Consider the following 24,677-nt stretch of genomic DNA (forward strand, 5'->3'; position numbering starts at 1 on the left):
GATGCGGTCACCGGCGGGTCCTTCCCTTGCATGAATAGATACGACACGTATCGTTTCCTATATGACGGTAACGCAACCCGGCCGCCCGCGCGATAGGCAGTTGGACGACGCGATCCTTACCGCCACCCGCGAATTACTGGCCTCGCGCAGCTACGCCGAGCTCTCGATGGAAAGCGTTGCCGCACAAGCGCGGGTGGGAAAGAAGACCCTGTATCGGCGTTGGCCGTCGAAGGCGCTATTGGTCGCCGAGGCGGTGTTGGCGGCGTACGGCGGGTCGGGATCGTTCCCCGTCGCCGAGACCGGTGACATCCGCGCCGACCTGCGTTCCTGGCTCAATGAGCACGCGGACTTCCTGGCCGAACCGCCCAACGCCGCGTTGGTGCGCGCGTTGGTCGCGGCCGCTGCGGCGAACTCGGCCGACGGTGCCGCGTTGTATCAGCAGTTGAGTGCGCCCCAACACAACGGATTGCTGACGCGGCTTCGTCAGGCCGTGCGGGACGGCCAGATTCGCGCCGAAGCCGACCTCGATGCCGTCGCCGACGCTCTAGTCGGCACGTTGCTGCTGCGAGGGTTGACTCAGGGCGTCGGCAACCCTCGATTGGATGGATTGCTCGATGCGTTGCTGACGGGCTGCGCGAGTCAGTAGTCGTATTCGGCGAGCGGCGTCTCGATCGCGCGCTGATCCGGGTCCAGCGACATCGCCGCGGGGACCATCTCGCTCGTGACCAGACCGTGGCGGGTGGTCAGCTCGTCGATGATGTTGAAGCTGCGGGCAATAGCTTCGGGTGTGTCGATGACGGTCGTGGTCAGCGGAACCTTGCGAACGAGCTGAAACAGCTTGTCCCCGTGCGGCTTATGGTCGCCGTGGAAGCCCCAGATGCCGCGCAGCACGGTCGCCCCGCGGGCCGTCTCGGATCGCATGAGTTGCTGCACGATTGCGCGGTGAATCGGCTGTCCGTCGTCGTGACTCGCTTCGGCGGTGTGCACCATGAGCTTCTGCCACAAGGTGCGTCCCTGGCTGTCTTTCGCCGGAAGCTCTTGGGGGCGGGCGAAGAGCTCGCCGTCGCGCTTGCACAGCCGGACTCGTTCGATGGTCATCAGCGGGTTGGGCAACAGCCCGGCGAGTTCCGTCGTCGCGGCCGACACCTGCGGGGGCAAGCCGATGGCGACGATCATCAGCGGAACATTGACATTGCGGCCGAAGAACTTGGCGCGCTGACGCTGCCCGTAGGCGGTTCCGTCAACACCGAGAAGCACTGTCGCACCGGCAAATCCATGTCGATGCAGGAGGTTGCAGACCGTGTAGTGGGCGGGCATCCCGGAGACTTTCACCTGGCGGCCCACGTAGATGGTCAGCTTGGCGGCGTCCCCTGTTCGGCGGTCGATCTCGCCCAACTCGTCAATGCCGCCGTCCCGGGTGACCAGTCGCGCTCGCTCGAGCGTCACCAGTCCGGTGCCGGTCATAGCGGTCACTTCGTCGACCAGCGCGCGCATCTTGGACTCGACGTCTACGGCGGCAATCGTGATCGGCGGGTCCTCGGACAGGCTCAGTGATCGGTCGCTGCGCAGGTCGCCCTTGGGCCCGAAACTGGCGATGCCGCGCATCATCACACTGGAGGCCACGTTGCGGGCGCCGAAGAGATCCAGCATCGTGTCGGCCAGGAACCGGCGGGGTTGACCGACCGTGCGCTGCCGTTCACCGAAGTAGGCGGTCAGTTTCACGCTGTGCGCGCTCATAGCAGCCCCGCGATTTGTTGCCCGAGCACTACCGCGCCCAACCCCAGCAGGACGCTGATGGCGACGTTGGCGAACGCTGCGAGAAGTTGGCGTTCCTCGCTGAGCCGCTGGGTTTCCAGCATCCAGGTGGAGAAAGTGGTGTACGCGCCGACGAATGCGGTGCCGGCAAGCAGGGCCACGTCCTTCGGCAGCGCCAGACTGCCGAGGAATCCGAGTAGGGCGGCGCCGGTGATGTTGACCGTCAACGTGCCGAAGGGAAATCCGCGGGCCACCCGGCGCGCGACCGAGCGGTCCACCAGGAACCGCGACACCGAGCCGATGCCGCCAATGAACATGACGCCGAGCCAGACCAGAACTGTCGTCATCGCAGCCGCACCCTGCGAACCCATGCCGTCGCCAGGTACACCGCAAGAAATCCGAGGACGATGCTGACCAGGGTGTAGCTGATGGCGAGAACCCAGTGGCCGTGCTCGATCATCTTGACCGTCTCGACCTGCATGGTCGAGAAAGTGGTGAGCCCGCCACATAGTCCGGTGCCCAGCAAGGGGCGGCGATAACTCGACAGCGGCAACCGTTCCAGCAAGCGGGTAGTGAAATAACCCACCAGAAACGCGCCCACGATGTTGACGATGAACGTCGGCCACGGCCAACGCGCCGGGTCGGGGACGGCGAGGGTGGCCAGCGCGGCGCGGGCGACCGAACCCAGCGCTCCGCCGGCGAAAATCGCGGCCAACTCCCGATAGTCGTGGCGTGCCACCGGTTGTTTCCCTCTCGTGTGCTGACTGTGTGCCTACGCAGCGTAGGGCGGTGCTGTTAGGTATGGGCAGAATTGGTACCCATGGCCCACCCGCGAGCCGGTCAGCCGGCCCAGCCCGAAGACCTCGTCGATCTGCCCCACCTTGTGACGGCGTACTACTCGATTGAACCTGATCCCGACGACGTCGCCCAACAGGTGGTGTTCGGAACGTCGGGCCATCGGGGCTCGGCGCTCAACGGCGCCTTCAACGAAGCGCACATCGTCGCCATCACCCAGGCCATCGTCGAGTACCGCGCCGCGCACGGCACCACTGGCCCGTTGTTCATCGGCCGTGACACACACGGTCTTTCCGAACCGGCGTGGGTGTCAGCGCTGGAGGTGCTGGCCGCCAGTGATGTGGTGGCTGTCGTCGACTTTCAGGACCGGTACACCCCGACGCCGGCCGTCAGCCACGCCATCCTGACCTACAACCGGGGGCGCACAGAGGGCCTCGCCGACGGGATCGTCGTGACACCGTCACACAACCCGCCACCCGACGGCGGCTTCAAGTACAACCCGCCGCACGGCGGTCCGGCCGACAGCGATGCGACCGGTGCAATTGCCAAGCGCGCCAACGAGATTCTGCGTGACGGGTGGTCTTCGGTGCGACGGGTGCCGTTTGCGCGAGCGTTAGCCTCAGTGCATCGCCACGATTACATGGGCAACTACGTCGACGACCTGCCCAACGTGGTCGACCTCGACGCCATCCGCTCGGCCGACGTGCGTATTGGCGCCGACCCGCTGGGCGGGGCGAGCGTGGACTACTGGGGTGAGATCGCGGCGCGGCACAATCTGGATTTGACCGTGGTGAATCCGCTCGTCGATGCGACCTGGCGGTTCATGACGCTCGATCACGACGGCAAGATCCGGATGGACTGCAGCTCGCCGGACGCCATGGCGTCATTGATCGCGAACCGGGATCATTACCAGATCGCCACCGGCAATGACGCCGACTCCGACCGGCACGGGATCGTCACACCCGATGGCGGGCTGCTGAACCCGAATCACTATCTGGCCGTGGCAATCGACTATCTCTACACCCACCGGCCGTCCTGGCCCGCCGGTATTGCTGTGGGCAAGACGGCGGTCAGTTCGTCGATCATCGACCGGGTGGTTGCCGGCATCGGCCGCGAGTTGATCGAGGTACCGGTCGGGTTCAAATGGTTCGTCGACGGCCTGATCGGTGGAACCATCGGGTTCGGTGGCGAGGAATCGGCGGGGGCATCGTTCCTGCGGCGCGACGGCTCGGTGTGGACCACCGATAAGGACGGCCTCATCCTGGCGCTGCTGGCGTCAGAGATCCTGGCGGTGACCGGCCGGACGCCATCGCAGCGGTACGCCGAGTTGGCGGCCCAGTATGGCGCGCCGACCTATGCGCGGGTGGATGCGCCGGCCGACCGGGAGCAGAAGGCCCGGCTGTCCAAGCTCGCGGCCGATCAGGTCAAGGCGACCGAGTTGGCGGGGGAGCCGATCGTGGCGAAACTGACGACAGCGCCGGGCAATGGCGCACCATTGGGCGGGCTCAAGGTCACGACGGCCAACGCGTGGTTTGCTGCACGGCCGTCGGGAACTGAGGACGTCTACAAAATCTATGCGGAATCTTTCCTCGGGCCGCAGCATTTGACGGAGGTGCAAGAAACTGCCCGCGAGGTGGTTAATAAAGTCATTGGGTGACCATTTCCCTGCGCGCTGCCCGCCCGAGGGAACGTGGCCGCCGTACGACGCCGCTGCCGCGCGAAGTCTGGATCCTGAGCTGGGCCAATGTCATGGTCGCCTTGGGCTACGGCGTCATTTCGCCGGTAATGCCCTCTTTCGCGCGGACCTTCGGGGTCAGCATCAACGCGATCACCTTTCTGGTCACCGTTCTCTCGTTGAGCCGCATGTGTTTTGCGCCGGTGAGTGGTGTGCTGGTGCAGCGGTTGGGGGAGCGGCGAATTTATATCAGTGGTTTGCTGATCGTGGCGATCGCGACCTCTGTTTGTGCGTTCTCCCAAGCGTATTGGCAATTGCTGCTGTGCAGGATTGTCAGCGGCATCGGATCGACGATGTTCTTCGTGTCGGCGTTGGGGTTGATGATCCACATCAGCCCGCCCGACGCACGCGGCCGGGTCGCAGGCCTGTTCACCACGTCGTTCATGGTGGGTGCGGTGGGCGGACCGGCGGTGGGCGGCCTGGTTGCGCGCTGGGGGTTGGCCGCTCCGTTCGTGACCTACGGCGTCTCGCTGCTCGGCGTCAGCGCGGTGCTGTTCTACAGCTTGCGGAATTCTGCTCTGGCCGCGCCGGGTTCGCCGACGCAGTCGACGGTGACCATGCGCCAGGCATTGGGGGTCCGCGCGTATTGGGCGGCTCTGGGAGCCAACTTCGCGACGGGTTGGTCGGCGTTCGGGCTGCGCGTCGCGTTGGTCCCGCTTTTCATCACTGACGTCATGGGACACAGCATCGGCGTGATCGGTGCAGTGTTGGCGACGTTCGCCGTCGGCAATGCCTTGGCGGTCATTCCCAGCGGCGATCTTTCGGACCGGATGGGGCGACGCATGTTGCTGATCATCGGTTTGACCACGTCCGGCGTGGCGACCGTTTGGCTCGGCTTCGCCTCGTCGCTGCCAGTGTTCCTGGTTGCGGCATTCGTGGGCGGCTTGATGGCGGGCATCTACATGTCGCCGATGCAGGCCGCGGTCGCCGACATCCTGGGCAGCGAGGCTCGCGCCGGCGCCCCGGTCGCCATGGTGCAGATGTCGTCGGACATGGGTGCCATCGTTGGCGCGACGACGGTCGGCTGGGTCGCCACACACTTCAGCTACAGCTGGAGCTTTGCCATCAGCGGAATTGTGCTGCTCGTTGCAGCTATCGGCTGGTTGCTGGCACCGGAAACGCGGCCGGCGTCGGATCGGGAAATTGCCCTTCTGCCATCGGCGGCTGCGGACGAGGCCGCTTGACCAGCAATTTTGAAGGACGGTTGCCGGTGGTGTAGCTTCGACAGGCACGACTTCTCGGGGCTATGGCGCAGCTGGTAGCGCACCACACTGGCAGTGTGGGGGTCAGGGGTTCGAGTCCCCTTAGCTCCACCAAAAAATCCCGCTCTGAGCTTGATAGGGCGGGATTTGTGGTTTCTTTCGTGGCCCGCCGGCGCCGGTTCCCGATGCTGTACGGGAAACCGAAGCCGGCGGGTGCTGCAAAACTCGCCTGACTACTACTTCGGCGGCATCCGAATGCCGCCGTCCACGCGGACGACCTCGGCGTTCATGTAGGAGTTGGTGAGCAGTTCGACAACCATCGAGGCGAGCTCGTCTGGCTTGCCGAGACGGTGTGGGAACAGCACGGACTCACCGAGTTTGGCCTTGAACGCTTCGGAGGCTTCGCCCTCGCCGTAGATCGGGGTGTCGATCAGGCCGGGCGCAACGGTGTTCACGCGGACCCCAACGGCCGACAGGTCGCGTGCGACGGGCAGGGTCAGGCCCACGACGCCGCCCTTGGACGAGCTGTAGGCAGCCTGGCCGATCTGGCCGTCGAACGCTGCCACGCTGGTCATGTTGACGATGGCGCCGCGCTCACCCGTCTCGGTGAATTCGTTCTTGCTCATCTGGGTCGCTGCGATCCGGATGCAGTCGAAGGTGCCGACCAGGTTGATTTCGAGCACCTTCTTGTAAGCATCCAGGCTGTGCGCCGAGGAGAATTCGCCGTCCTTGCCTATGGTGCGCTGGGCCCAGCCGATGCCGGCCGAGTTGACCAGGGCACGCAGCGGGCCGAGGTCCGCGGCGGTCTTCACCGCGTCGATGATCTGCTCGGTGTTGGTCACGTCGACAGTGACGAACACGCCGCCGATCTCGTGGGCGAGCGCCTCGCCCTTGTCCGCCTGCAGGTCGGCGACGACGACCCGGGCACCTTTGGCGGCCAACTGACGAGCAGTAGCCGCGCCGATTCCTGACGCGCCGCCGGTGACGACCGCGCTTGCTCCATTGATATCCACGTCAGCATGGTAGGCCGACGCTCAGTCAAGGAGCGCGGAGCCCAGTGCGCTGAGTGAGCCGATCGACAGCGCCGGTGCGTCTGGACTCTTCCGACCGAGGTGAACCGCCCGCAACAGATCCAGATGCGCCTTGGGATTGGTGAAGTCACCCCAGTTGCCATCGGGATCAGCCACCGAATGAGGCTGAAAAGTCGACAGATCGAGCGGGATCGTGGTCGCAACGCCGGTGACATCCTCGCCAAGCCCCTCGGCGCCGCCCGGCCGATCCCAGGCGTTGAGCAAGACATCGGCCAGGCGGATGCCCATAGCGGCGCCCAGATTGTCCAACGCACCACCCCACCCAGCGGTGCCGTCGTCAACCGAGCCGTCCGGCAGCAGATGACGCGGACTGTCGCCTAATCCGTCCCAGCCCAAGCCCGGAGGTCCCGAGTCGTCGCCGAAGCCGCCGTCACCGGTGTCGTCGGCTTGGGATTCCTCGCCCGTTGAGGGGTGATCTTTCTCGGAATCGGGGTCGGGATCGGGGTCGGGCTGGGATCCGCCGGAGGGAACGGGACTCCAATCACCGCTCTGGTCCAGTTCGACACCTTCGTGCTTCTCGCTGACCGTATTGCCGTTCTTGTCGACGACAGTGGTGTCCCGCGTTCCGCGCTCACCGTCCTCAGAACTGATGACTTGGATCTCGTGTGTGCCGTCCGGATTGTCGCGGTGCCAGATTTCCGTGGTCTCGCCATTGGGCCCCACGGTGATGATCTCGTGCACCTGAGTCTTATTGCCCTGCGTGTCGCGCCCGGTGCCGGTGCGCTCGATCTGCGAGTTATGGTCGTCGGTGATATTTGACGACGGGAGATCTCGTGACGTCGTAACCCAGTGACTTCCCCACTCGGTGATGTGGCCCGATGAGTCCCAATGCGTATGTTGCACAGTGTTTTCCACACGTCTGCTGCCGTCGGACTGCGGTATCTCCTTGACGGTGTTGGAGTCGGTTTGGTGGTCATGTCCGGGCATCGGTGGGTACTTGAACGTCGTTATCGACCCGTCCGGATTGTGTACGACGTTCGAGCCCCATTTTTCGGGCATGTGGCCCACTCGTGCCAACTCAAAACTGCTCGTCCCGTTGCCAATTGCGTACATCGTGGTGATGAACGTCCCGGTGTCACCGTTGGAATACGTGACGGTGCCCGATGTCTGCCGCACCTGGCCATCGTCGCCGTCGACTATTTGCATGGTCGCGTCTGCACGCCATACCTGCCGACCCTGCGGATTGGTGAGAACCCGGGTCAGCGTCGCGTCCGTTCCGAATCCGAAACGGCCACTTGCGGTGGTGTGTACCGTCCCTTGGCCGGGTAGCAGGTGAGTGCATTCGGTTGACCACGAATTTTCCTGCGGATTAAGGGTCGCCGATCGTGTTCGTCGCTGCCGCCCAAAGGATCTGGTCTCCAGCCGAATGGTGCCATCCCTCAGGATCGCGGCGGACCGAAATCTCATACCTGCGCCAGGGACATGTGAATCGACCGCGGCAATTCGCCAGAAGCCGCCCTTTTGGACCTTCAGCGCATAGAAGTTCGGGACCACGCTCAACTCCGCGGACTCGATCTCGGCTGCACTGCCGAACGGATCGCCGGTAACGCCAACACCGTCCGTCAGCGGCGGCGGAATTTCGACCCCTGATTGCCATGATTTCGACATCTACACCGCCTGTCCTCCGGCGCCAAGTCTGGTGACCGAATTATCAAGCAAATCGCCTACCAATTCCATAGCAAATTCATGGAAAGCCCCAAAGCAAGCGAGATGTGGAGGCGAGGGTGATGACGGCCTAGGGATGCAGGCTCCACTGGCCGTAGTCCTCGGCAAGGACGTCGTTGACGTCGACTTCGAGTCCTCCGACTGTGGGTCCTGGATTCGACGCCGTGCTTACCACCCGTTGGTACAGAACCGCGGCGGGGTTGATCTTGCTGCCGGACCAAGCCTTGGTCTGCCAGGCCCACCGGTGACCGGGTGTGCGCGAATTTCCGATAACGCCATCGGCGGCGGCCCACTGGCACACATCGATACCGCCGTAGACACCGGTGCGCTGGACGCCCAGCACCGAATTGATTCCGCGAAACCATTTCAGCGCCACAGTGTTCCAGGTGTCGTGGCTGATGTCCTCGTCGATCGTGAAGAAGATCGGGGCACTCTGACCGCCACCCGCCGCGGTATGCAGCTTCCAGGCGGTGCGGGCATCGGCGACGCCCCCGTCGAACCCGCGCTTGAAGTCCGATTGTGCTGTCCCGCCGGGCTTGCCGTATTGGTAGTTGCTGACGATCATCAGCCCGGCTGCTTTCAGTTGTTCTGCGTAGGGCCGGGTGATCGGCTTGGCGCCAAAGGAGGCGCCCGGACGCGATAGCGACACGTAGTTGATGACGCCGGAATACCCGGCAGCACGAATGTGGTCCGCTGGAATCTGGTGCGCGGCGAAGTCGATCAGTTTGGGCGGGGCGGCAGCCGCCGCAGGGACGGCGGTACTTGCCGTTGCCACGTACAACCCCGACAGAGCGGACATGGCGATGGCACAGCGCAATACGTCGCGCCGCCCAATAGGGCGTGTTCGCTGGGGGCACAGATTGCCCGACAACTCCTGCATCGCGTGATGTTATGGACGTGATTGCCACTCGCAGAAGTAGTGTGAGCGACCTGATACCAAAACGGTCTCTGGCGTTGACCTGTCGCAGCGGATATCACGGGGTCCGCTGTGGTAGGTCCGCCGGCGCGATGAGTCCAGTCGTCGGTTACACGTGATTCGGGTCGTCGGTGCCAGATTTCCGCTGCGGACCGGCCAAGACCTCTTGCGTAGCCGCAAAATTCGTTGAATTCGACTTCCGCGCAGGGTGATTTTTAGTGTTAACTTCAGGTAAACTAAGGGCTAATTCCCGGTGGGCCGGGGAGGCAGACGGACGCGCCTGGATCACCAAATACAACCCGTCGGGGGGTAGTAGAAAGGGAGCCCCTGCCATGTTTACCCGCACTACCGTCTTTGTCGGATCCCTGTTTACCGCGATCTTGGCGCTGACCGGCGTCGGAATTCTGAATGGCGGCGCAGCATCAGCCGATCCAAACCAGGACGACCAGTTCCTGGCACTGCTCAGTCAAAACGGCGTCGGTGCCCTTTCGGGTGTGCCTAGCCTTGTCGCCACAGCGCATTTGATTTGCCACAAACTTGATGCCGGGGTGTCGCCAGACGCCATTTTGGACGCGCTGGTCGACAATGCGAATAACGTCACCCCCGGTCAGGACCCAGCCCGACTCCTGCGTACTGAGACCCGATTCCTCGCTGTCTCAGTGCAGGCCTACTGTCCGAGCCATCAGGGAAGCGTCGGTTCCACTACTCCCGCTGGGTGGACCACCCCGAGACACCGGGTGGTGCTGTCCTCCTTCATAAAAGAGACCAACCCGGCCGACCCGCGTCCACCATTGCCGGGACCGGATGCTCAAAGTCTGAATCCGCCACAGGCGGCGGCTCCTACCCCGAAGAAGATGGCACCTCCTGTTGTTGGTCCTCCGCCGGGGGGCGGCGGAGGAGGAGGCGGCAATGGTGGTGGTACCGGCGGGGTCTCGCCAATGCCGCCGATGGAACCCGGCATTATCGCGCTGGCGCCGTAGGCGCTACCGCCGAGGCCAGCGCGACTACGTCTGGTCGGGCTTGGGCACGGCGGGAATGAACCCGGGTACGCCGCTACTGACCACCGAGTCAACCCGGGGACTGGTGCGACCCCGGGCGCCGGCGGCATCGGCGGCAGCGCGGTGATCGGCCTGGCCGGGTGAACGGAAACTAGCCCGTCGGCTGGCGCGTTTACGCCAGGGGTTCGGTTGGGTACGCGCCGACCATGGTCAAGGCATATGGATACAGCAGCAACGGCGGACCCGACGTACAGGAATTTCTGGACCTTGAAATGCCGAGCCCTATGGCAGGAGAGCTGCTGGTCGAGGTGCGCGCCGCCGGCGTGAACCCGGTCGACTGGAAGATCCGCTCGGGGATGTTTGGGGCCGCTAGCCCCAGTGACTTACCCGCAGTATTGGGTTCGGAGGTGTCCGGAGTCGTCCGAGAGGTGGGCCAGGACGTCGAAGGCTTTGCCGTGAACGACGAAGTCTTCGGCAGCGTCGCACCCGGCTCCGGTGGATATGTCGAGTACACGTTGGTGACAGCTCTGGCCGCCGCGCACAAGCCGCCTCAAGTCACCTTCAACGACGCTGCGACATTGTCCGTGGCCGCCGCCACCGCCTACGACGGAGTAAGCCAGCTGAAGTTGACCGAGGGACAGACCCTCTTGATTAACGGCATCAGCGGCGGTGTGGGTGTCGCGGCAGCTCAGATCGCTCGAGACACAAATATCAATGTCATCGGCACTGCCAGCGAGGACAAGAGACCTCTGGTGGAATCACTGGGCGCCACGCTGGTGCCGTACGGCGACGGCGTGGCGGACCGCATCCGACAGTTGCTTCCGGACGGTGTCGACGCGATCTTCGATTTGGCCGGTGGGGATGGCCTGCGCGCCGTGGCGGATCTGCTGTCCGATCGGGAAAAACTGATCACCGCGGGGGATCCGGAGACGGCGGGCAAGCTGGGCGGTCACTTCATGGAGCGGGACCGCACCAGCCGAGTCCTTGAGATCGTCGCGAAGCTGGTGGCCGACGGCAAGCTAGAGCCGCACGTCGTCGACGTTCGCTCGCTTGACGAGGCCGCCGAAGCAATCGCCGCGGTCGAGGTCGGCCACGCCAAGGGCAAAGTCGTCATCGAAGTGAGCGCCTAGCGCACAAAGACTGGCATCAGAACCAGGCGTCGTTCATCTCCAAGGTGGTTCGGTCCAGGCCCGCAAGCAGGTCGAGCTGCGGTCCCACCTTGGGTAGTTCGTAACGGTAGAAATACTTGGCGGCCTGGCGCTTTCCCTCGTAGAACGCGGCCGTTTGCCCTTCGGCGGCGATGACCTGCTCCAGCCACATCCACGCGATCACGACGTGGCCGAACGCTTCGAGATAGAGCGCGCTGTTGGCCAGTGCAGCTTCGGCGTCGCCAGGCGCAAAGATCGCCGTGGTGACCTCAACGACGCGTGCCATGTTCGACTCGAGTGCGTCGGCTAGTTCGGCGCTGAGGCCACCAGCGGTCTTGGCTGAGGCAATGGTCGCGGCCACTGCTGTGCTCAGCGCGAGCAGGCTTGCGCCACCGCGCTGAATGACCTTGCGGCCCAGCAAATCCAAGCTTTGGATGCCATGCGTGCCCTCATGAATTGCGTTGAGCCGATTGTCGCGGTAGTGCTGCTCGACGTCGTACTCACGGGTGTAGCCATAGCCGCCATGCACTTGGATCGCGAGGCTGTTGGCCTCCAGACACCACTGCGAGGGCCAACTCTTGGCAACAGGCGTCAGGATGTCGAGCAGGAGCGTCAAATCATCGTGCTCCGCGTCGGACTCGGCACTGTGGATGAAGTCGACCAACCTGGCGCAATAGAGTGCCAACGCCATGCCACCCTCGACATAAGCCTTCTGCGCCAACAGCATTCGCTTGACGTCGGCGTGTTCGATGATCGGCACCTGCGGCGCCGTGGGGTCCTTGGCGGTGAGCGGCCTGCCCTGGGGCCGCTCTCGCGCGTACTGCAGCGACTTGAGGTATCCGGTGTAACCGAGCGACACCGCCGCCATCCCGACGCCCAGCCTGGCCTCGTTCATCATGTGGAACATGTAGACCAGCCCGCGGTGGGGCTCGCCCACGAGATAGCCCACCGCTCCTGATTCGCCGGATGGAGTGAAGCTGCCCTCACCGAAGTTCAGCACCGTATTGGTGATACCTCGTTGTCCCATCTTGTGATTCAGGCCGGCCAGGGTGACGTCGTTGCGCTCGCCGACCGCACCGTCGTCACCCACCAGGAACTTCGGCACAATGAACAGCGAGATCCCCTTGGTGCCGGCAGGCCCACCGGGGATCTTGGCCAGCACCAGGTTGACGATGTTCTCACTCAGTTCGTGCTCGGCGCCCGAGATCCACATCTTCGATCCGAACAACCGGTAGGTCCCGTCGTCGCGGGGCTCGGCTCGGGTGAGGACATCGGCCAGCGACGATCCCGCCTGTGTCTCCGACAGCGCCATCGTGCCGGTGAAGCGCCCGGACAGCATCGGGCGCACAAAGCTGTTGATCTGCTCGTCGGTGCCGAACTTGGACAACAGGTTCGCGTTGGCCATCGTCAGCATCAGATACCCCGATGTGCTGACGTTGGCCGCGGAGAGGAAGGCGAAACCGGCTTGAGCGACAGACATCGGCAACTGGGCGCCACCCACCGCTTCGTCGGCGCTCATCGCCATCAGGTCGGCCTGCGCGAAAGCGTCCAGTGCCTGCTTGACCTCCGGGATCACCGTCACCGTCGATCCGTCGAAGTGCGGTTCGACCGTGTCGCCCTTCTTGTTGTGAGTCGCGAAATAGCGCGTCGCGAGTTGCTCGCAGAGGTCAAGGACGTCGTCGAAGGTTTCTCGCGAATGCTCGGAAAAACGCTCACGTTTGGTCAATTCCTCAACGCGCAACCACTCGAACAAGAGAAAGTCCAGGTCGCGTCGGGAGAGCAGGGTGTTCTTCATCGGGCTCCTCAGGGCGGCGCGACTTCCTGATCAGACGCGACACAGTCCTGACTGTATGCGTCGAATCAAGATGTCTCCGCTGCCGCCGGGCGTCACGCCGAGCGTGCGGACCATTCCGACGTGCGCTCAGGCGTCGCCTCGGCCAGCGCCTTGCGGGTGTTCTCTGCGTCGAAGTCCTTGCCGTACACGGGAGTTCCGGGTTGTTGACGCCACGATTCGGAAATCGGACCGGAGTCGACGGGGTCGAAACCGAGTTGATCTACGAGCTCGTGAATCAATTCACGGCCAGGTCCGTCCGCGCCGGCGATCGGGAGTGCGATGCGCTTCGGTGTTCCGCTTGGCGTTCCACTCTCGAGTAGATGCTTCCACCAGATGCCGTTGAACACCTTGTACACCGGTGCGCCGATCTGCTCCGAAACCCAGGCGCTCTCGAGTTGGCCGTCTTCGATTGCGGCGATCTCGCCGTCGCGCTGCTGCGGGTAGTAGTTGTTGGTCTCGATCACCGGAGCGCCCGGCCCGCGTGCATCGACGATTCCGTCGGCGAGGTCGGGAACGTTTTTCTGCGGAATGCTGACGATCACCAGGTCGGCATCGGCTGCGGCGTCCTTGGCCCACACGGCCGTCGCACCGGTTTCGTTCGCGAGCTCAGCGAGCGTTTCGGGAGCACGAGAGTTCGAGACGGACACCTGGTGTCCGAGTTCGCGCAACCGACGCGTCAGAGTGCCGCCGATCTGCCCAGCGCCGATGATTCCGATCTTCATGTATCGCCTCCGTGCGGTGTGTTCCCTTACCGCCGTCGCAACGTCGGGCACATGGCGCCTATTCCAGCTGTCGTCCCGGATCAGTTGAGTCGGCGTACGCTCTCGGCATTCACGGAGGAGCCGTCCCACCGCAAGTCCGCGGCCATCAAGATCGTTGGGCAGCACTCGGGATCGTCGGGACCGTTAGCCAACCAGGTGATGTGCGCGACGCCGTCGGCGATCGCTACGCCCGTCACGACCTCCCGGCTGTGGGTGATGTCACCGATGTTCACACCACCCAACCGCCTCGGTCCGGCCGTGTACAGCTGTACGGTCTCCGGCCAGGGCACCCCACCGGCATTGCAGTCGGTCACCACCGCGGCGTCGATGCTGCCATCGCCTGTCAGGTCGCCGAACGCAACCTTGTAGCTGTTGTCCGGCTGGTTGTTTCGTTTGGCGATCATCACCTGCCCGGGATGCGAATCCTGCTGCGGCAGTTTCCCGTTCACCAGGTTTCCCGGATCGTGCTGGCACAATTCGGGCACCGGTGCGGAAAGCAGGTCCTGCAGCGTGACGACACCGCCGCCGGCCGGGGGTGATGGATCGGCTCTGCTTATCGCCGGTTCGAACACACTCGCCACCACCACAGAGAGCGAGCAGATCAGCCGGACCATCGATCGGCAGCCACGGTCGTCACCGATGTTCATGTGCGCCTCACTCCTTTGTCGATCGCTTCGGGAGGCGGTGATCCCCGCGTTAGTATCCATGACTTTGCCGACGCGAAGTCAGTGATCGAGGAGTCGCGTGAGTTCGCGGCGCAGATCGCGCCAGGTGTCGTGTGCGATCGGCGTTTTCCGTCGTTGGGTATTCAGTGTGAGTGCGCGGCCACGCATTGCGTCGAGTGCGACTGTGCATCGCCTCGTCCAATCAGCGCGCGAGATGTTCTTCGGCCTGGCGTCCGCGACGATCGAGGCGAACGCGGCCGATTGTGGACGCTCCAGGGGAGCGAGTGCCGCGTAGAGATCGGGATCGTCGGCCGCGGCGATCCACACCTTGACCCACACCGTGTACAGCTCATCGGTGAATGCGGTCCACAGCACGTCGAGCAGCGCGGGTGTTCGGCCCGCGCCCCGAACGGCCGCGGCTTGCGCAGCCCGTGCTTGCAAATCGGTCTGCATTCGACGCCCCACTTCGTCGAGCGCAGTGGCAATGAGATCGACCCGGGCGGGAAAATGATGCGCGATGGCGCCGAGTGAGACTCCGGCGATCTCGGCGACCTGTCTGGTCGTGGTGGCTGGATATCCGTGATCCGCAACGCATTTAATGGTCGCGTCGATCAGACGCGCGCGGGTTAGATCCCGCCTCTCTTGCTGAGTCTGAGGAGCCCCGCCGCGACCGGGAGTCGATGCCACCCAGACACTATATCTGGACTACAGGTCAATTGACCTGTAACCTGGCGACAGGTCAACTGACCTGCAAATGCATGAGCTATGGAGGCCAACGGTGTCCTTGGTCTTGAAGTAATGAACCAACAGGCCCACGTTGACCCCGACCGCCGCGGCGATCGCCCGCATGGAGGTGCCGTCCTCGCCCTAGGTGGCAAACAATGCCAAGGCGGCCTTGCGAATCCGCGACTTGGCTGCCGTGTCCGCCCCGATGCCCGCGGTCCCCGGAAACCGATTTTGCGACAATCGGATTCAGTTGGACGGTGCGAGTGTGAGTACGCCGAGGCGGAGCAGTTGCGCGGTCAGAGTCTGAGCCGAATTCCCTGGCAAACCGGGGAACAGTTGTTGGCAGGTGATTGGCCTTGCGGCGGCGCGAGCCCGGCTGATGACGGCCAGAATAGAGTTAGGCACCGTCGCGGTCTGCTGGCCGACGCGCACAACCGAATTGTCACCGCTGCTGTCGATAATCTCGACTTCGGTGCGCGGGAATGTCAACAGCTGTTCGCCGCTGAATCGTGTGGCATCGGCATTTGCTAGGAGTCGGCTTCGGTGCTCGCGAATCTCGGCTTCAAGATCAAGGGACTCGATCGCTTTCCGCAATAGGCTCAGGCGCTGGCAAAGGCTATCCGCGACGACGTGCAGGTTGTCGTCGGTCAGTGCAACGACGTTTTCCGATGAGATGCCTGCCGTCGCCGACCCAAGCACCGCGGCCAGGAGTTCATCCCAGTTGGGCAGAGTGAGTGCTATCGAGAAGTGGACGCTTTGCTGGTCCGTCGTCATGGCGCAGTGCGGCGTTCCTTTAGGGAGGTACAGCACGTCACCTGGCCGCAAGGTCACCTCAATCGCTGGAGCACCGGCCTGCTCGACGTCGATGACTACGAACCTGTCCCGCCCCTCCGGCAGGGTTGGCCAGACGCGCCAGTTCTTGGTGCCCTGGCCTTGGATAACCACCACATCGAGTTCGTCGTGGTGCGCGGGGACGCCTGCCTGATGAGCCGCCGTCGCAACGGCGAGGACGTTCGTCTGGCATGCCAACGCCCGGCAGAAGGGCCCCGATATCGCCACCGCCGTCGGCCACACCTTTTCCAGGTGGCCGATGAACAGAGTGTTGCCGGCTGTGTACAGCTCCCACACCTTGGCGACATCGACCCGTTCCGGCCCGCCGGGAGCCGACGCCGGATGGGTATAGGTCGACTTCGGCACCAAGGTATCCCGTTCCACCCGCAAATCCGGAAGGACTCTGGTTCGTAGCAGCTTGTCGAGATCCGCCAGTCGCGGCAGCAAATCCGTCCGGCTGGCCATCGCGCCGGGGAACAGAGCGGGTGAGCGGTCGAAAGTTTCGCGTACGAACGCATCCAGGCCCGGGATGATGTTTGCTAGTTCGAGCTCGCACTGCGCACTGCCCGCTTGCGGGCGATTCATCAGGCTGTTCCCTTCCACGCCGTCGCCGGCCACCGAAGGCGGGCAATTCCCGCGATACTATTACAAATCGAATACCGTCACCCCGGGCTGCGCGGCTGCCCGGTCACGGCTAGACGCGAAACAACTTTTCAGCCACGTTCAGCGTTGCGTCGCGGTCCGGGCGATGGCTTCTTCCATTCCTCGGGTTGCCAGTTCGTCGGCCAGTTCGTTGTCGGCGACACCCGCGTGCCCCTTGACCCAGAACCATTCGACCCGGTGGCGTGCGCAGGCGGTTTGGAGTCGCTGCCAGAGGTCGACGTTCTTGACCGGCTGCTTAGCGGCGGTCTTCCAGCCGTTGCGCTCCCAGCCGAGAACCCACTTCGTGATGCCGTTCCGCACGTAGGTGCTGTCGGTGTAGAGGTGCACCTTCACCGGTCGGGTGAGCGCCTCTAGCGCCATGATCGGCGCCGTCAGTTCCATCCGATTGTTACTGGTCCGATCGGGCTCGCCACCGCACATCTCGCGGACGTGCTGTCGTTGGCGCAGCACCGCCCCCCAGCCGCCGGGTCCGGGATTGGGTCTGCACCCACCGTCGGTGTGGATGACCACCACGTCCTCGACTGAGTCGTCCATGGAATCAGTCCTCCCGTGCCTCACGAAGCAACCGCACTGCCTTCGGTCCGACGCCGTGCAGGGCCAGGAGGCCGTCAAGATCCGCAGGCAGCGATGCGACGGAGGGGTAACCGGCGTCGATGAGCGCGCCTGTCGCGGGGCGGCCGATCGAGACACCGTCGAAGACGGGCCCGCGATCCTCGGTGTCGACCATGCGCCGAGGATAGGCAATTCGTCGCGCAATTGGCTCAGCGACTCGCGCGGCGGGTATCTCGGGCGAGAATGACTCGATGTCGGGTGTGCGGTTTGTGCGGCGTGTGGACGGTTTGGTCTACGAGTTTGTCCACACAGGGGACGCGGATGGCTATCCGGTTTTCAGGCGCGCCGACCGTGATCTCTGGTGTCGGCGTCTCCCTGATTTCGGTTGGGTGGTGTGCAACGAATCCGGTGAGGTGTCGAGTCGGCCGTTTGGCGATGCCGGGTTTGGTGCGCTGCCGCCCGCAGGTGTCTGGGTGAGTCTGAAGGGCGACCGGTCGTACGTGTATGACCTGGTGCACAGCGGCGCTCCGGCCGGGGATGGCGAATCTCGCTAAGGCACTGCGATTTTCGATGTAGCCGTTTGAAGCTTGCGGTCATACTTCGTCGAGTCGCGGGTAGAGCACTTCTTCGACTACGAGTTGCAATGCCGCGGCGACGGGAATCGCGACGAGGGCGCCGATAATCCCCAACAGGGCACCGCCGATCAGGACTGCGACGACAGTTGTCACGGCTGGCACGTTGACCGCACGTCCAATGATCTTCGGCACCAACAGGTAGTCCTCGCCGAGCCGGAACACGATGAAGAAAATGATGGTGGCGATGCACACCGGCAGCGAGACCGTCAATGCTGCCGCAGCAACGACGACGCCGGCGATCGTGGAACCCACGACGGGAATGAGGTCGAAGATCCCGACGAAAATGCCCAGCAAGAGTGGGTAGGGCGCGTCGAACACGGTTAACCAGACGAATGTGGCGGCGGCGGCGATCACGGAGATGACGACATTGCCCAGCACGTATGCGCCGACCTTGGCGAATATCTCGTCGCCGATCAGGATCACGCGGGGACGCCGCGAATGGGGGACCAGCCGGTACATGGTGGTCCGGATGCGCGGCATGTCGATCAAGAAATAGACCGTGAGGACAACAACAACGAGCGTGTCTGTGATCGCGCTGAAGACAGCTGTTCCCGCGCCTATCACGTCGCTCAGAACTGATGCCCCAGTACCGTTGACCGCATCGCTGACGCGTTGCTGGACGTGAAAGCGATCATTGAGTCGGCCGATAGTCGACGAGTGGTCCTGGGCCTGCTGGATGTAATTGGGCGCTTCCCGGATTAGTTGATTGGCCTGTTCGGCAAGCGGTGGAATCGCTGCGGCAACAAAACCCCCGACGAGCACGATGAAAATGAAAAACACCAAAGTTGTTGCCGCCCAGCGGGGTGACCGATGGGTCACGAACCAGGAGGTCGCCGGCTCAAGCCCAAGCGCCAGAAAGAACGCGACACCGATCAAAACCAGCATCGAAGACAGCGACGACAGGATTTGTACGGCCGCATAAGTTACCGCCACGCCTGCGGCAGCGGTCGCACCGATGTAGAACGGTGAGCGCCGGTCGAATCGATGTCCCGGCGAGCCGAGAGGCTGTTGCTCCGTACTTAGTTCGGCGGCGAGCACCTGGGCTTCCGCGACGGGTCCTTCGGCGCTGGAATGCGGCTGGCCAACCAGATCGTGATGGTCGTCAGTGCCGCTGTCGTCACCGCCAGGGGAAACCTTTTCGTCGTGCGTCGTGAGTTGCTCGTCTGTCTTCATGAAGGTGTCCCTTCGTTCGAGGCAGCTAACACGTCTCGGTTGATCTGCCCCAATGGTCCAGCGCCAGTGCCCACCCGGTGGCTGTCGAGTACCCGTCCCGCAACTGCACGAACCGGGAAATCCCACGCGTGTCTAATAACGAATCCTTCGATGATTCAGCAAACTACCGAACCGTCTGGTTGTCGAAGGTCGAATCGGTGCGCACGAGATCGGCGCTACCCTGGGAAGGATGACTGCCCCGACGCCACCACGACCGCTGCCTGCTCTTACCCGCCGCCGCGTGTTGCTCGGCACCGCCTGCCTCGGTGCGGTCGTCGGTGTCGGAACACTGAGTTCCCGCATTGCTTCCGGTGCGCCGGACCCCTCGACCGAAACGTTCGGAGTCAATCACACTGACGCGGAGTGGCGGCAACTCCTGACACCACAGCAGTACGCGGTGCTTCGCAGGGCGTCCACCGAGAGGCCCTACAGCAGCCTGCTGAACAATGAGCACCGAGCGGGGACCTTCGGATGCGCGGGTTGCGCACAGGACTTGTTCTCGTCGACCACCAAGTTCGACAGCGGCACCGGTTGGCCCAGCTTCTGGAAGGCTCTGGACAACGCCGTACTGGAGCGACAGGACAACAGCGGGTTTATGTCTCGTACCGAGGTGCTCTGCCGCCGTTGCGGCGGGCACCTCGGCCACGTCTTCAATGACGGCCCCGAACCGACCGGGCTGCGCTACTGCATGAACGGCGTGGCGATGACCTTCCGGCCGCTGTAACAAGGTTTGTCAGCACCTCAGCCGCTGGCGAGCTCTGGAAACACTCGGCCGAACTCGCCGGATGTGACTGGCCCGTCGAATGATTGGCGCGCACGACCCGGCCGCAATCAGCTCTTACCGGTTGGCGGCGCGCAGCGCGTACGATGCTGCGATGGCCAGACCGCTGATACCCGTCGACGCCATTTACACTCGGGCACTGGAATTGCTGGATGCCGAGGGATCGACCGCGCTGCAGGCCAGGCGCCTCGCCGCCGACTTGAAGATATCCACGCGCACGCTCTATCAGCAGGTCGGCAAACAGGAGTTGCTCACGCGAGCCCTTGTCGCCCGGCACTTCTCCCAGCTGAGGCTGGAGTTCAAAGAACGCAAGACGTGGGAGAGGACCGCGCTGCACTGGTGCCTTTCGCTGCACGATACTTTGGCGGCACATCCCCATCTCACCGAGCTGATGGCGATAGACGATCGCAAAGTCATCGAAGACTACGTCAATGATTTGGTGAAAGCTGCATTAAGAGAAGGCATTCCACGCCGCCTGGCCATCGAGTGCTGCCGAGGCCTGGTCAATGTCACGATCAACCACACCATCATGGAAGTCCGCGCGCTGCGCGAGCCCGAACATTCGGCGGGAACAGCGGCCGAAATCGCCAAGATCTCCAAGAATTTCCGCATGGTAATCAACTGGATCATCGCGGGCGTGCGCGTGGACGTCGAGGCCGCATCATCCAAGCCGAAGGCGGCTGCTCGTCCTAAAGTCGCTGTCCGGCAGTGACTTCCGTGCTGCTTCAGTAGGATTCTTCGTTCCCGCCGGGGTTGCAACGGGCCGCGATCATCTCGACCAGATCGGCCCGTGGTCGCCACGGCTCGAGGTTCCAGCTGCTCTTGCCGGGTTTGGCGAGTTCGGCGAACCGCCAGTGGCAGACGAATTGCTCACGCATGCCGGGCCGGTCCGCCTCCGGCGCCAGTCTGAGCACCTGCGCCCAGGCTGCATCGGGGCTGGCGAGGTGGGTTGACGCCTGTCGCCCTGCGGCCGTCGGGTACACCCGCAGGCTGGGGCGGTTGCCGGCCGCCGCCCACTCGATCCGGTCGATATAACCCTGATCAGATTGCTGCTGGTCGACGTGCGCCGCTGTGGCCAACGCGATGACGATGGGCGGTCCGGCGGCAGTCTCGACTGTGCTGATGACGCCGAACTGGAAGACGGCGACGAAGCAGCCGATCGTGGTCAAGCCGATCCACATCCATGCGAGCATGCGATCGCGGAGGCGAGCCGCGGGCCGTGCGTCGGTGATTGCTGGGAATGTCATGGGGCTCTCTGCTGTCGTGCCGAATGTGTCGATGAACAGAGCTTGGCCAGCGCGGCTTGCGCGTTTCTTGTGTGTTTCTTGGTGTGGCTAACGCCCCACGGCAACGGAGTTGCTGCTGACGGCGCCGAGCCTGCGCCGGCTGCCTCGAGCCTGCGGTCAGTGCGCCGACAGTGTATCCAGAGACGTGATCGACCGAAAAACATGCTCCGAGTGCAGGTTCGGCGCCGCGAGCGCAGGTTCGATAAGCCTCCGAAAATGGGTAACCAAAAGCGCGACGGAAGGAATCGGCTATGTCGCGCGAGCGGGTCACGCTTCACCACGAGCAGGAGACCATGCTGATGACGCTGTACCTGCATGCCCGCGATGCGCGTTCGGCCCAACCGGTGCTGGCCGACCAATATGCGGGACCGATATTGGACCGCATCGATTACGACTTCGACCGGCTGTCTGCGATCGCAGGCAATCAGCCCGTGATCGTCAGTCGCGCCAAGGCCATCGACGAGATCGTGCGGTCGTATCTGGGCAAACACGAGGACGCCGTCGTGCTGCATCTTGGCTGCGGTCTCGACACCCGGGTCCAGCGGATCGCTCCTGGGAGTGCCGTGACGTGGTTTGACATCGATCAGCAGCCGGTCATCGAGTTGCGTCGACGACTCGTCGACGAGCGCCCCGGCACCACGATGCTGGCGACATCGGTGGTCGACAAAGGTTGGTGGACAGCGGTTCCCGACGACCGGCCGACATTGATCATCGGCGAAGGACTATTGATGTATCTCGCCCCGGCCGACGTCCACGCTCTCGTCGAGGCCGCCGTGTCTCGCCGGGTTCCCGCCCAGACACTGGTCTTCGACACCGTTGCGCCATGGGTTCGCACTGTGAGCGGGTGGCAGCGGAACTTCCGCGCGGCCGACACTCGATTCCTCTCCACCACAGTGGATCTCGGCGACGCTGTCCAGCAGCACAGACAGGTTCACTTGGTCGAGGAGAAATCGCTGGTGTCCTTGGCGCGTCGGTCAACGCCCGGAGCGCTCGGTGCTTTTGTTGCAGCCATCGATGCGATCCCCGCCGGCCACCGCGCCATGGTGCTGCGAACCTACCTGCAGAGCGGGGAGCATCGTGATACGCGGTGATCAACACGCCGAGGAATCATGCAAATGCGTTGTCGGACAGTGCCATCAGGCGTCCTTTGCCGTTCATCGGCGCGTTCGCCGCGGAGATCGCGTCGCGGTCGGACTCGGCTGGCCGCTGGGTTTGGTTCTAGCGCCCGCCCTGACTGATGTGCCGGCGGTCTGCATTGTTCGGGGCCGTCACACATGAACGGTTCTGGGTCCGCATGTCGGCTCGGCGAGACGGACTTGCCGGCGCCGGTCGTTCGCTGATTCGCGAGTAACGACGGCGGAGCCTGTCAATCAGCATTTCGGCCTCTTGGATGTCACGGCGGAGGCCTGCCGCCTTGCTCTGCGTGGCCCGACTGCTGCTGCCGGCCCGCATTTGCTTGCGTTCAAGCCGAAGCAACTCGCCGGTCATCTGCTGCAGTCGATCGCGCAGCGCGCTTACCAACTGCGCGGCCTGAAGAGACTCGCTATCCGCCACCCGTAGATAGTTGCACTAACGGCTACCAAACGCGAGTCAGGTGGATACCGGCTTCGTCACCTGTCCGGTGACTATCAGCAGTAGGCCTGTTCGGCCGAACCGAGTGCTGCTGACGGTCATCCAGCAGCAGGCGGATGCGCCATCACGGGGAGCGGGAGATACCTGGAGGACGCCCCGGCTGCAATCGCGGCTCGGCGGGTCCACGCGGCTGAACCCTGAGATCGGCAGCCGGTCGGGTGCTCCGTCGCGAAGGTGTCACTCGGACTGCTTGTCCAGCTGTTGCCTGGCTTGCCGGGCCGCATCTCCGACCTGCCGGAACAACCGCTGCACGTCGGGCATCCGTCCCCGCGCTGCCAGCAAGGGCGCGGGAGTGTCGGGTCCCTCGGGAAGATCGAGGACCAGCCATGCCCCGTACAGATTTGGTTGCACCCGCAGGTTGAGAGTGGCGATCTCGTCCTCAAGTACCACAGGCACTTTCACGAACTCATCTGGTTGCGCGTGTTCGAGGCGGCGTTCCACCACTTCCAGGTCGGCGTCGGCGGCGAGGCGGAAGCGAAGTTCCTGGCCGGTCCGATGGGTCGGACCGTAGAGAACGAGATACTTCGCCATCGCTGTCCCTTTCTGCGTCGAGATGACAATGGGGGCTGCTTGAGGCATGCGATCCGCAACCGTGGCGGCAACGTCGCCACTATGGGGGTCAGCCGAGCGAATCCCAGAACTTGGTGAGGGTTGCCGCGCTGCGGGCGGGGTCTTGGAACATCCACCAATGCCCCAGTCCGTCAAGCACTTCCGTGCGGGCCCCGGCGCGGTCGGCCGCGCGACGCCGGATGTCTTCGGAACCGACGTAGGTGTCCTCGGTCGCCAGAATCGACAGCCCGGGTCGCGCCGCAGCGTTTTCCAGCGCGCGGCCGGCTTCGGCTGTTGCCGGTTGGGCGGCCGAACGGTACAGCGCCAAGATCGCCCGCCGCATCTCCGGGCCCTGCGCCTCGGCCCACGACGTGGCGATATCGGCCGGTACGCCGAATTCGCTCCACAGGGCCGCCCGCTGACCAACGGTCCCGCCCATCAACGCGTCCAGGCTCTCCTCGCCGGCGCCGTCGGTCTGCCACACCTGCGCCATGTCGTGCCAGACATAGTCGGCATCGAAAACGCCGAGAATGTCGCTAACCCAGCTGCGCACCAATTCGGGGCGATGCATCACGACGTTGAGCACGTGGCCGCCGCCCCAGTCGTGGCCGACCAGATCGATAGGTCCCTCGATTCGCTCCAACTCACCCTCGAGCCAGTCACGGTAGGCGAGGAAATCCGCCGGGAAGTCGTCGGGCAACGGCGCTCCCCAACCTGGCGGAGATAGTCGCAGCACGTCCTCGCGCCCGAGGACCTCGATCAGCGGACCCCAGATCGCGTCAGTCTCCGGATTGCCGTGTACAAACACGATTGTCATCGCGCGCTCCTCTGCGGGACAGGCCAGGCCTCCGGCCTAAGAATTGCATATGGTCGGCGTCGAGGTAACGGGCCGCGATCGTCCGATTGGGATTTCTCCGAAAGTCGGATTATTCTTGCGCGCGGCCCATCGTCGTCCCAGGAATACACCCATGCCTCTTCAGCCCACTCTGCGCCGCCCACATTCGCTGCGCAGGGTTCGTAGTCCTCGTGTGAAATCCGTAACCGTTGGCCAGTGCTTCGACATCGACATCACCCGCGATGCGGACGGATGGATGGTCCGGATACCCGAGGTCGAGGGAGTCGTCCGCGCCAGCCATCGGGCTGCAGTTGAGCTCACGGCACGCAAGTGCATTGCAGCCCGCACCGGCATTCCCATCGGCTATGTCGCCGTGTATGTCAACAGCGAGATCGGCTAGCGCCGAACAG

27 protein-coding genes and 1 tRNA gene are annotated in these 24,677 nt (G+C 63.8%); 10 read left to right on the forward strand and 18 right to left on the reverse strand.

The annotated features are described in order from the left end of the window. Positions 1-61 precede the first annotated feature (61 nt). A complete protein-coding gene (locus tag ACZY1I_RS05575) occupies positions 62-646 on the forward strand; it encodes a TetR/AcrR family transcriptional regulator (protein WP_463753246.1) in 585 nt (194 codons plus the stop codon). On the opposite strand, the gene ACZY1I_RS05580 is transcribed toward ACZY1I_RS05575, so the two are convergent. Genes ACZY1I_RS05580 through crcB (ACZY1I_RS05590) form a run of 3 tightly spaced genes read right to left on the reverse strand, consistent with a single transcriptional unit; the run spans position 640 to position 2,494 of the window. Then, positions 640-1,737, reverse strand: a complete 1,098-nt coding sequence (locus ACZY1I_RS05580; protein WP_463753247.1) for a DUF190 domain-containing protein — start codon at positions 1,735-1,737, stop codon at positions 640-642. The two genes, ACZY1I_RS05575 and ACZY1I_RS05580, sit on opposite strands and share 7 nt — an antisense overlap. Beyond that, the gene (gene crcB, locus ACZY1I_RS05585; protein ID WP_463753248.1) at positions 1,734-2,102 is read right to left on the reverse strand and encodes a fluoride efflux transporter CrcB; all 369 of its coding nucleotides are present in this window, start codon (positions 2,100-2,102) and stop codon (positions 1,734-1,736) included. The genes ACZY1I_RS05580 and crcB (ACZY1I_RS05585) overlap by 4 nt, the downstream gene beginning before the upstream one ends. Continuing rightward, on the reverse strand, positions 2,099-2,494 hold the full coding sequence (gene crcB, locus ACZY1I_RS05590) for a fluoride efflux transporter CrcB (RefSeq protein ID WP_463753249.1): 396 nt from the start codon (positions 2,492-2,494) through the stop codon (positions 2,099-2,101). Before crcB (ACZY1I_RS05590) ends, crcB (ACZY1I_RS05585) begins: the two co-directional genes overlap by 4 nt. 81 nt (positions 2,495-2,575) lie before the next feature. Between crcB (ACZY1I_RS05590) and pgm the strand changes: the two genes are divergently transcribed. The 3 genes from pgm to ACZY1I_RS05605 all read left to right on the forward strand — a co-directional run bounded on the left by pgm (position 2,576) and on the right by ACZY1I_RS05605 (position 5,601). Further along, positions 2,576-4,207: a phosphoglucomutase (alpha-D-glucose-1,6-bisphosphate-dependent) gene (gene pgm / locus ACZY1I_RS05595; protein WP_463753251.1), complete on the forward strand. Its 1,632-nt coding sequence runs from the start codon at positions 2,576-2,578 to the stop codon at positions 4,205-4,207. Beyond that, positions 4,204-5,469: an MFS transporter gene (locus ACZY1I_RS05600; RefSeq protein WP_463753252.1), complete on the forward strand. Its 1,266-nt coding sequence runs from the start codon at positions 4,204-4,206 to the stop codon at positions 5,467-5,469. The genes pgm and ACZY1I_RS05600 overlap by 4 nt, the downstream gene beginning before the upstream one ends. 56 nt (positions 5,470-5,525) lie before the next feature. Beyond that, positions 5,526-5,601, forward strand: a tRNA-Ala gene (locus tag ACZY1I_RS05605). A 122-nt stretch (positions 5,602-5,723) separates the two neighbouring features. Here the strand turns inward: ACZY1I_RS05605 and ACZY1I_RS05610 are convergent. The 3 genes from ACZY1I_RS05610 to ACZY1I_RS05620 form a co-directional block, all read right to left on the reverse strand. Continuing rightward, positions 5,724-6,500, reverse strand: coding sequence for an SDR family NAD(P)-dependent oxidoreductase (locus ACZY1I_RS05610; protein WP_463753253.1), 777 nt, complete (start codon positions 6,498-6,500; stop codon positions 5,724-5,726). Positions 6,501-6,521: 21 nt separating this feature from the next. Beyond that, the gene (locus tag ACZY1I_RS05615; RefSeq protein ID WP_463753254.1) at positions 6,522-8,186 is read right to left on the reverse strand and encodes a hypothetical protein; all 1,665 of its coding nucleotides are present in this window, start codon (positions 8,184-8,186) and stop codon (positions 6,522-6,524) included. A gap of 127 nt (positions 8,187-8,313) precedes the next feature. Continuing rightward, positions 8,314-9,123 carry a DUF1906 domain-containing protein gene (locus ACZY1I_RS05620; RefSeq protein ID WP_463753255.1) on the reverse strand — a complete coding sequence of 270 codons (810 nt, stop codon included), beginning with the start codon at positions 9,121-9,123 and terminating at the stop codon, positions 8,314-8,316. Positions 9,124-9,491: 368 nt separating this feature from the next. Here ACZY1I_RS05620 and ACZY1I_RS05625 point away from each other — a divergent pair, with 368 nt between their 5' ends. Next, positions 9,492-10,139 (forward strand): DUF732 domain-containing protein, encoded by a 648-nt coding sequence (locus tag ACZY1I_RS05625; RefSeq protein WP_463753256.1) that lies wholly within the window; start codon positions 9,492-9,494, stop codon positions 10,137-10,139. A gap of 224 nt (positions 10,140-10,363) precedes the next feature. Continuing rightward, the gene (locus ACZY1I_RS05630) at positions 10,364-11,287 is read left to right on the forward strand and encodes an NADP-dependent oxidoreductase (RefSeq protein WP_463753257.1); all 924 of its coding nucleotides are present in this window, start codon (positions 10,364-10,366) and stop codon (positions 11,285-11,287) included. Between the two features lie 16 nt (positions 11,288-11,303). On the opposite strand, the gene ACZY1I_RS05635 is transcribed toward ACZY1I_RS05630, so the two are convergent. From ACZY1I_RS05635 to ACZY1I_RS05675, 9 genes are all read right to left on the reverse strand, one after another. Next, entirely contained in the window at positions 11,304-13,100 is a 1,797-nt protein-coding gene (locus tag ACZY1I_RS05635; protein ID WP_463753258.1) for an acyl-CoA dehydrogenase, read from the reverse strand. 92 nt (positions 13,101-13,192) lie between these two features. After that, the gene (locus ACZY1I_RS05640; RefSeq protein ID WP_463753259.1) at positions 13,193-13,912 is read right to left on the reverse strand and encodes an NADPH-dependent F420 reductase; all 720 of its coding nucleotides are present in this window, start codon (positions 13,910-13,912) and stop codon (positions 13,193-13,195) included. 29 nt (positions 13,913-13,941) lie between these two features. Then, on the reverse strand, positions 13,942-14,547 hold the full coding sequence (locus ACZY1I_RS05645) for a hypothetical protein (RefSeq protein WP_463753260.1): 606 nt from the start codon (positions 14,545-14,547) through the stop codon (positions 13,942-13,944). Between the two features lie 78 nt (positions 14,548-14,625). Further along, the gene (locus ACZY1I_RS05650; protein WP_463753261.1) at positions 14,626-15,252 is read right to left on the reverse strand and encodes a TetR/AcrR family transcriptional regulator; all 627 of its coding nucleotides are present in this window, start codon (positions 15,250-15,252) and stop codon (positions 14,626-14,628) included. Positions 15,253-15,270: 18 nt separating this feature from the next. Further along, positions 15,271-15,414 (reverse strand): TetR family transcriptional regulator, encoded by a 144-nt coding sequence (locus tag ACZY1I_RS05655; protein WP_463753262.1) that lies wholly within the window; start codon positions 15,412-15,414, stop codon positions 15,271-15,273. Between the two features lie 123 nt (positions 15,415-15,537). Further along, positions 15,538-16,707, reverse strand: coding sequence for a JmjC domain-containing protein (locus ACZY1I_RS05660; RefSeq protein WP_463753263.1), 1,170 nt, complete (start codon positions 16,705-16,707; stop codon positions 15,538-15,540). Positions 16,708-16,845: 138 nt separating this feature from the next. Next, a complete protein-coding gene (gene rnhA, locus ACZY1I_RS05665) occupies positions 16,846-17,319 on the reverse strand; it encodes a ribonuclease HI (protein ID WP_463753264.1) in 474 nt (157 codons plus the stop codon). A 4-nt stretch (positions 17,320-17,323) separates the two neighbouring features. After that, positions 17,324-17,512, reverse strand: coding sequence for a helix-hairpin-helix domain-containing protein (locus tag ACZY1I_RS05670; protein WP_463753265.1), 189 nt, complete (start codon positions 17,510-17,512; stop codon positions 17,324-17,326). A gap of 418 nt (positions 17,513-17,930) precedes the next feature. Then, positions 17,931-19,145, reverse strand: coding sequence for an AI-2E family transporter (locus tag ACZY1I_RS05675; RefSeq protein ID WP_463753266.1), 1,215 nt, complete (start codon positions 19,143-19,145; stop codon positions 17,931-17,933). 229 nt (positions 19,146-19,374) lie between these two features. Here ACZY1I_RS05675 and msrB point away from each other — a divergent pair, with 229 nt between their 5' ends. Both msrB and ACZY1I_RS05685 read left to right on the forward strand, forming a co-directional pair. Beyond that, positions 19,375-19,908, forward strand: coding sequence for a peptide-methionine (R)-S-oxide reductase MsrB (gene msrB, locus ACZY1I_RS05680; RefSeq protein ID WP_463753267.1), 534 nt, complete (start codon positions 19,375-19,377; stop codon positions 19,906-19,908). A 151-nt stretch (positions 19,909-20,059) separates the two neighbouring features. Next, positions 20,060-20,677 (forward strand): hypothetical protein, encoded by a 618-nt coding sequence (locus ACZY1I_RS05685; RefSeq protein ID WP_463753268.1) that lies wholly within the window; start codon positions 20,060-20,062, stop codon positions 20,675-20,677. Between the two features lie 13 nt (positions 20,678-20,690). Here the strand turns inward: ACZY1I_RS05685 and ACZY1I_RS05690 are convergent, their stop codons facing one another. Then, entirely contained in the window at positions 20,691-21,146 is a 456-nt protein-coding gene (locus ACZY1I_RS05690; protein ID WP_463753528.1) for a DUF2599 domain-containing protein, read from the reverse strand. A 356-nt stretch (positions 21,147-21,502) separates the two neighbouring features. Between ACZY1I_RS05690 and ACZY1I_RS05695 the strand changes: the two genes are divergently transcribed. Next, positions 21,503-22,342, forward strand: coding sequence for a class I SAM-dependent methyltransferase (locus tag ACZY1I_RS05695; RefSeq protein WP_463753269.1), 840 nt, complete (start codon positions 21,503-21,505; stop codon positions 22,340-22,342). 718 nt (positions 22,343-23,060) lie between these two features. Here ACZY1I_RS05695 and ACZY1I_RS05700 read toward each other — a convergent pair. Then, positions 23,061-23,414: a hypothetical protein gene (locus ACZY1I_RS05700; RefSeq protein ID WP_463753270.1), complete on the reverse strand. Its 354-nt coding sequence runs from the start codon at positions 23,412-23,414 to the stop codon at positions 23,061-23,063. An 88-nt stretch (positions 23,415-23,502) separates the two neighbouring features. Next, positions 23,503-24,249 carry an alpha/beta fold hydrolase gene (locus tag ACZY1I_RS05705; RefSeq protein ID WP_463753271.1) on the reverse strand — a complete coding sequence of 249 codons (747 nt, stop codon included), beginning with the start codon at positions 24,247-24,249 and terminating at the stop codon, positions 23,503-23,505. Between the two features lie 274 nt (positions 24,250-24,523). Between ACZY1I_RS05705 and ACZY1I_RS05710 the strand changes: the two genes are divergently transcribed. Then, the gene (locus ACZY1I_RS05710; protein ID WP_463753529.1) at positions 24,524-24,667 is read left to right on the forward strand and encodes a long chain fatty acid-CoA synthetase Faa4p; all 144 of its coding nucleotides are present in this window, start codon (positions 24,524-24,526) and stop codon (positions 24,665-24,667) included. The last annotated feature ends 10 nt before the right edge of the window (positions 24,668-24,677 follow it).

The sequence above is a fragment of the Mycobacterium sp. IDUB_37 genome (genome assembly GCF_055419245.1).

What these genes read in the sequence shown, in the direction of transcription:
- pgm (WP_463753251.1), top strand. Translation starts at nt 2,576, where the DNA reads ATGGCCCACCCGCGAGCCGGTCAGCCGGCCCAGCCCGAAGACCTCGTC.
- ACZY1I_RS05580 (WP_463753247.1), bottom strand. Translation starts at nt 1,737, where the DNA reads ATGAGCGCGCACAGCGTGAAACTGACCGCCTACTTCGGTGAACGGCAG.
- ACZY1I_RS05710 (WP_463753529.1), top strand. Translation starts at nt 24,524, where the DNA reads ATGGTCCGGATACCCGAGGTCGAGGGAGTCGTCCGCGCCAGCCATCGG.
- ACZY1I_RS05685 (WP_463753268.1), top strand. Translation starts at nt 20,060, where the DNA reads ATGGCCAGACCGCTGATACCCGTCGACGCCATTTACACTCGGGCACTG.
- ACZY1I_RS05690 (WP_463753528.1), bottom strand. Translation starts at nt 21,146, where the DNA reads ATGTGGATCGGCTTGACCACGATCGGCTGCTTCGTCGCCGTCTTCCAG.
- msrB (WP_463753267.1), top strand. Translation starts at nt 19,375, where the DNA reads ATGACTGCCCCGACGCCACCACGACCGCTGCCTGCTCTTACCCGCCGC.
- ACZY1I_RS05630 (WP_463753257.1), top strand. Translation starts at nt 10,364, where the DNA reads ATGGTCAAGGCATATGGATACAGCAGCAACGGCGGACCCGACGTACAG.
- ACZY1I_RS05635 (WP_463753258.1), bottom strand. Translation starts at nt 13,100, where the DNA reads ATGAAGAACACCCTGCTCTCCCGACGCGACCTGGACTTTCTCTTGTTC.
- ACZY1I_RS05675 (WP_463753266.1), bottom strand. Translation starts at nt 19,145, where the DNA reads ATGAAGACAGACGAGCAACTCACGACGCACGACGAAAAGGTTTCCCCT.
- ACZY1I_RS05655 (WP_463753262.1), bottom strand. Translation starts at nt 15,414, where the DNA reads ATGCGGGCGATCGCCGCGGCGGTCGGGGTCAACGTGGGCCTGTTGGTT.
- ACZY1I_RS05645 (WP_463753260.1), bottom strand. Translation starts at nt 14,547, where the DNA reads ATGAACATCGGTGACGACCGTGGCTGCCGATCGATGGTCCGGCTGATC.
- ACZY1I_RS05670 (WP_463753265.1), bottom strand. Translation starts at nt 17,512, where the DNA reads ATGGTCGACACCGAGGATCGCGGGCCCGTCTTCGACGGTGTCTCGATC.
- crcB (WP_463753248.1), bottom strand. Translation starts at nt 2,102, where the DNA reads ATGACGACAGTTCTGGTCTGGCTCGGCGTCATGTTCATTGGCGGCATC.
- ACZY1I_RS05705 (WP_463753271.1), bottom strand. Translation starts at nt 24,249, where the DNA reads ATGACAATCGTGTTTGTACACGGCAATCCGGAGACTGACGCGATCTGG.
- ACZY1I_RS05620 (WP_463753255.1), bottom strand. Translation starts at nt 9,123, where the DNA reads ATGCAGGAGTTGTCGGGCAATCTGTGCCCCCAGCGAACACGCCCTATT.
- ACZY1I_RS05695 (WP_463753269.1), top strand. Translation starts at nt 21,503, where the DNA reads ATGTCGCGCGAGCGGGTCACGCTTCACCACGAGCAGGAGACCATGCTG.
- rnhA (WP_463753264.1), bottom strand. Translation starts at nt 17,319, where the DNA reads ATGGACGACTCAGTCGAGGACGTGGTGGTCATCCACACCGACGGTGGG.
- ACZY1I_RS05700 (WP_463753270.1), bottom strand. Translation starts at nt 23,414, where the DNA reads ATGGCGAAGTATCTCGTTCTCTACGGTCCGACCCATCGGACCGGCCAG.
- ACZY1I_RS05615 (WP_463753254.1), bottom strand. Translation starts at nt 8,186, where the DNA reads ATGTCGAAATCATGGCAATCAGGGGTCGAAATTCCGCCGCCGCTGACG.
- ACZY1I_RS05625 (WP_463753256.1), top strand. Translation starts at nt 9,492, where the DNA reads ATGTTTACCCGCACTACCGTCTTTGTCGGATCCCTGTTTACCGCGATC.
- ACZY1I_RS05660 (WP_463753263.1), bottom strand. Translation starts at nt 16,707, where the DNA reads ATGAATCGCCCGCAAGCGGGCAGTGCGCAGTGCGAGCTCGAACTAGCA.
- ACZY1I_RS05575 (WP_463753246.1), top strand. Translation starts at nt 62, where the DNA reads ATGACGGTAACGCAACCCGGCCGCCCGCGCGATAGGCAGTTGGACGAC.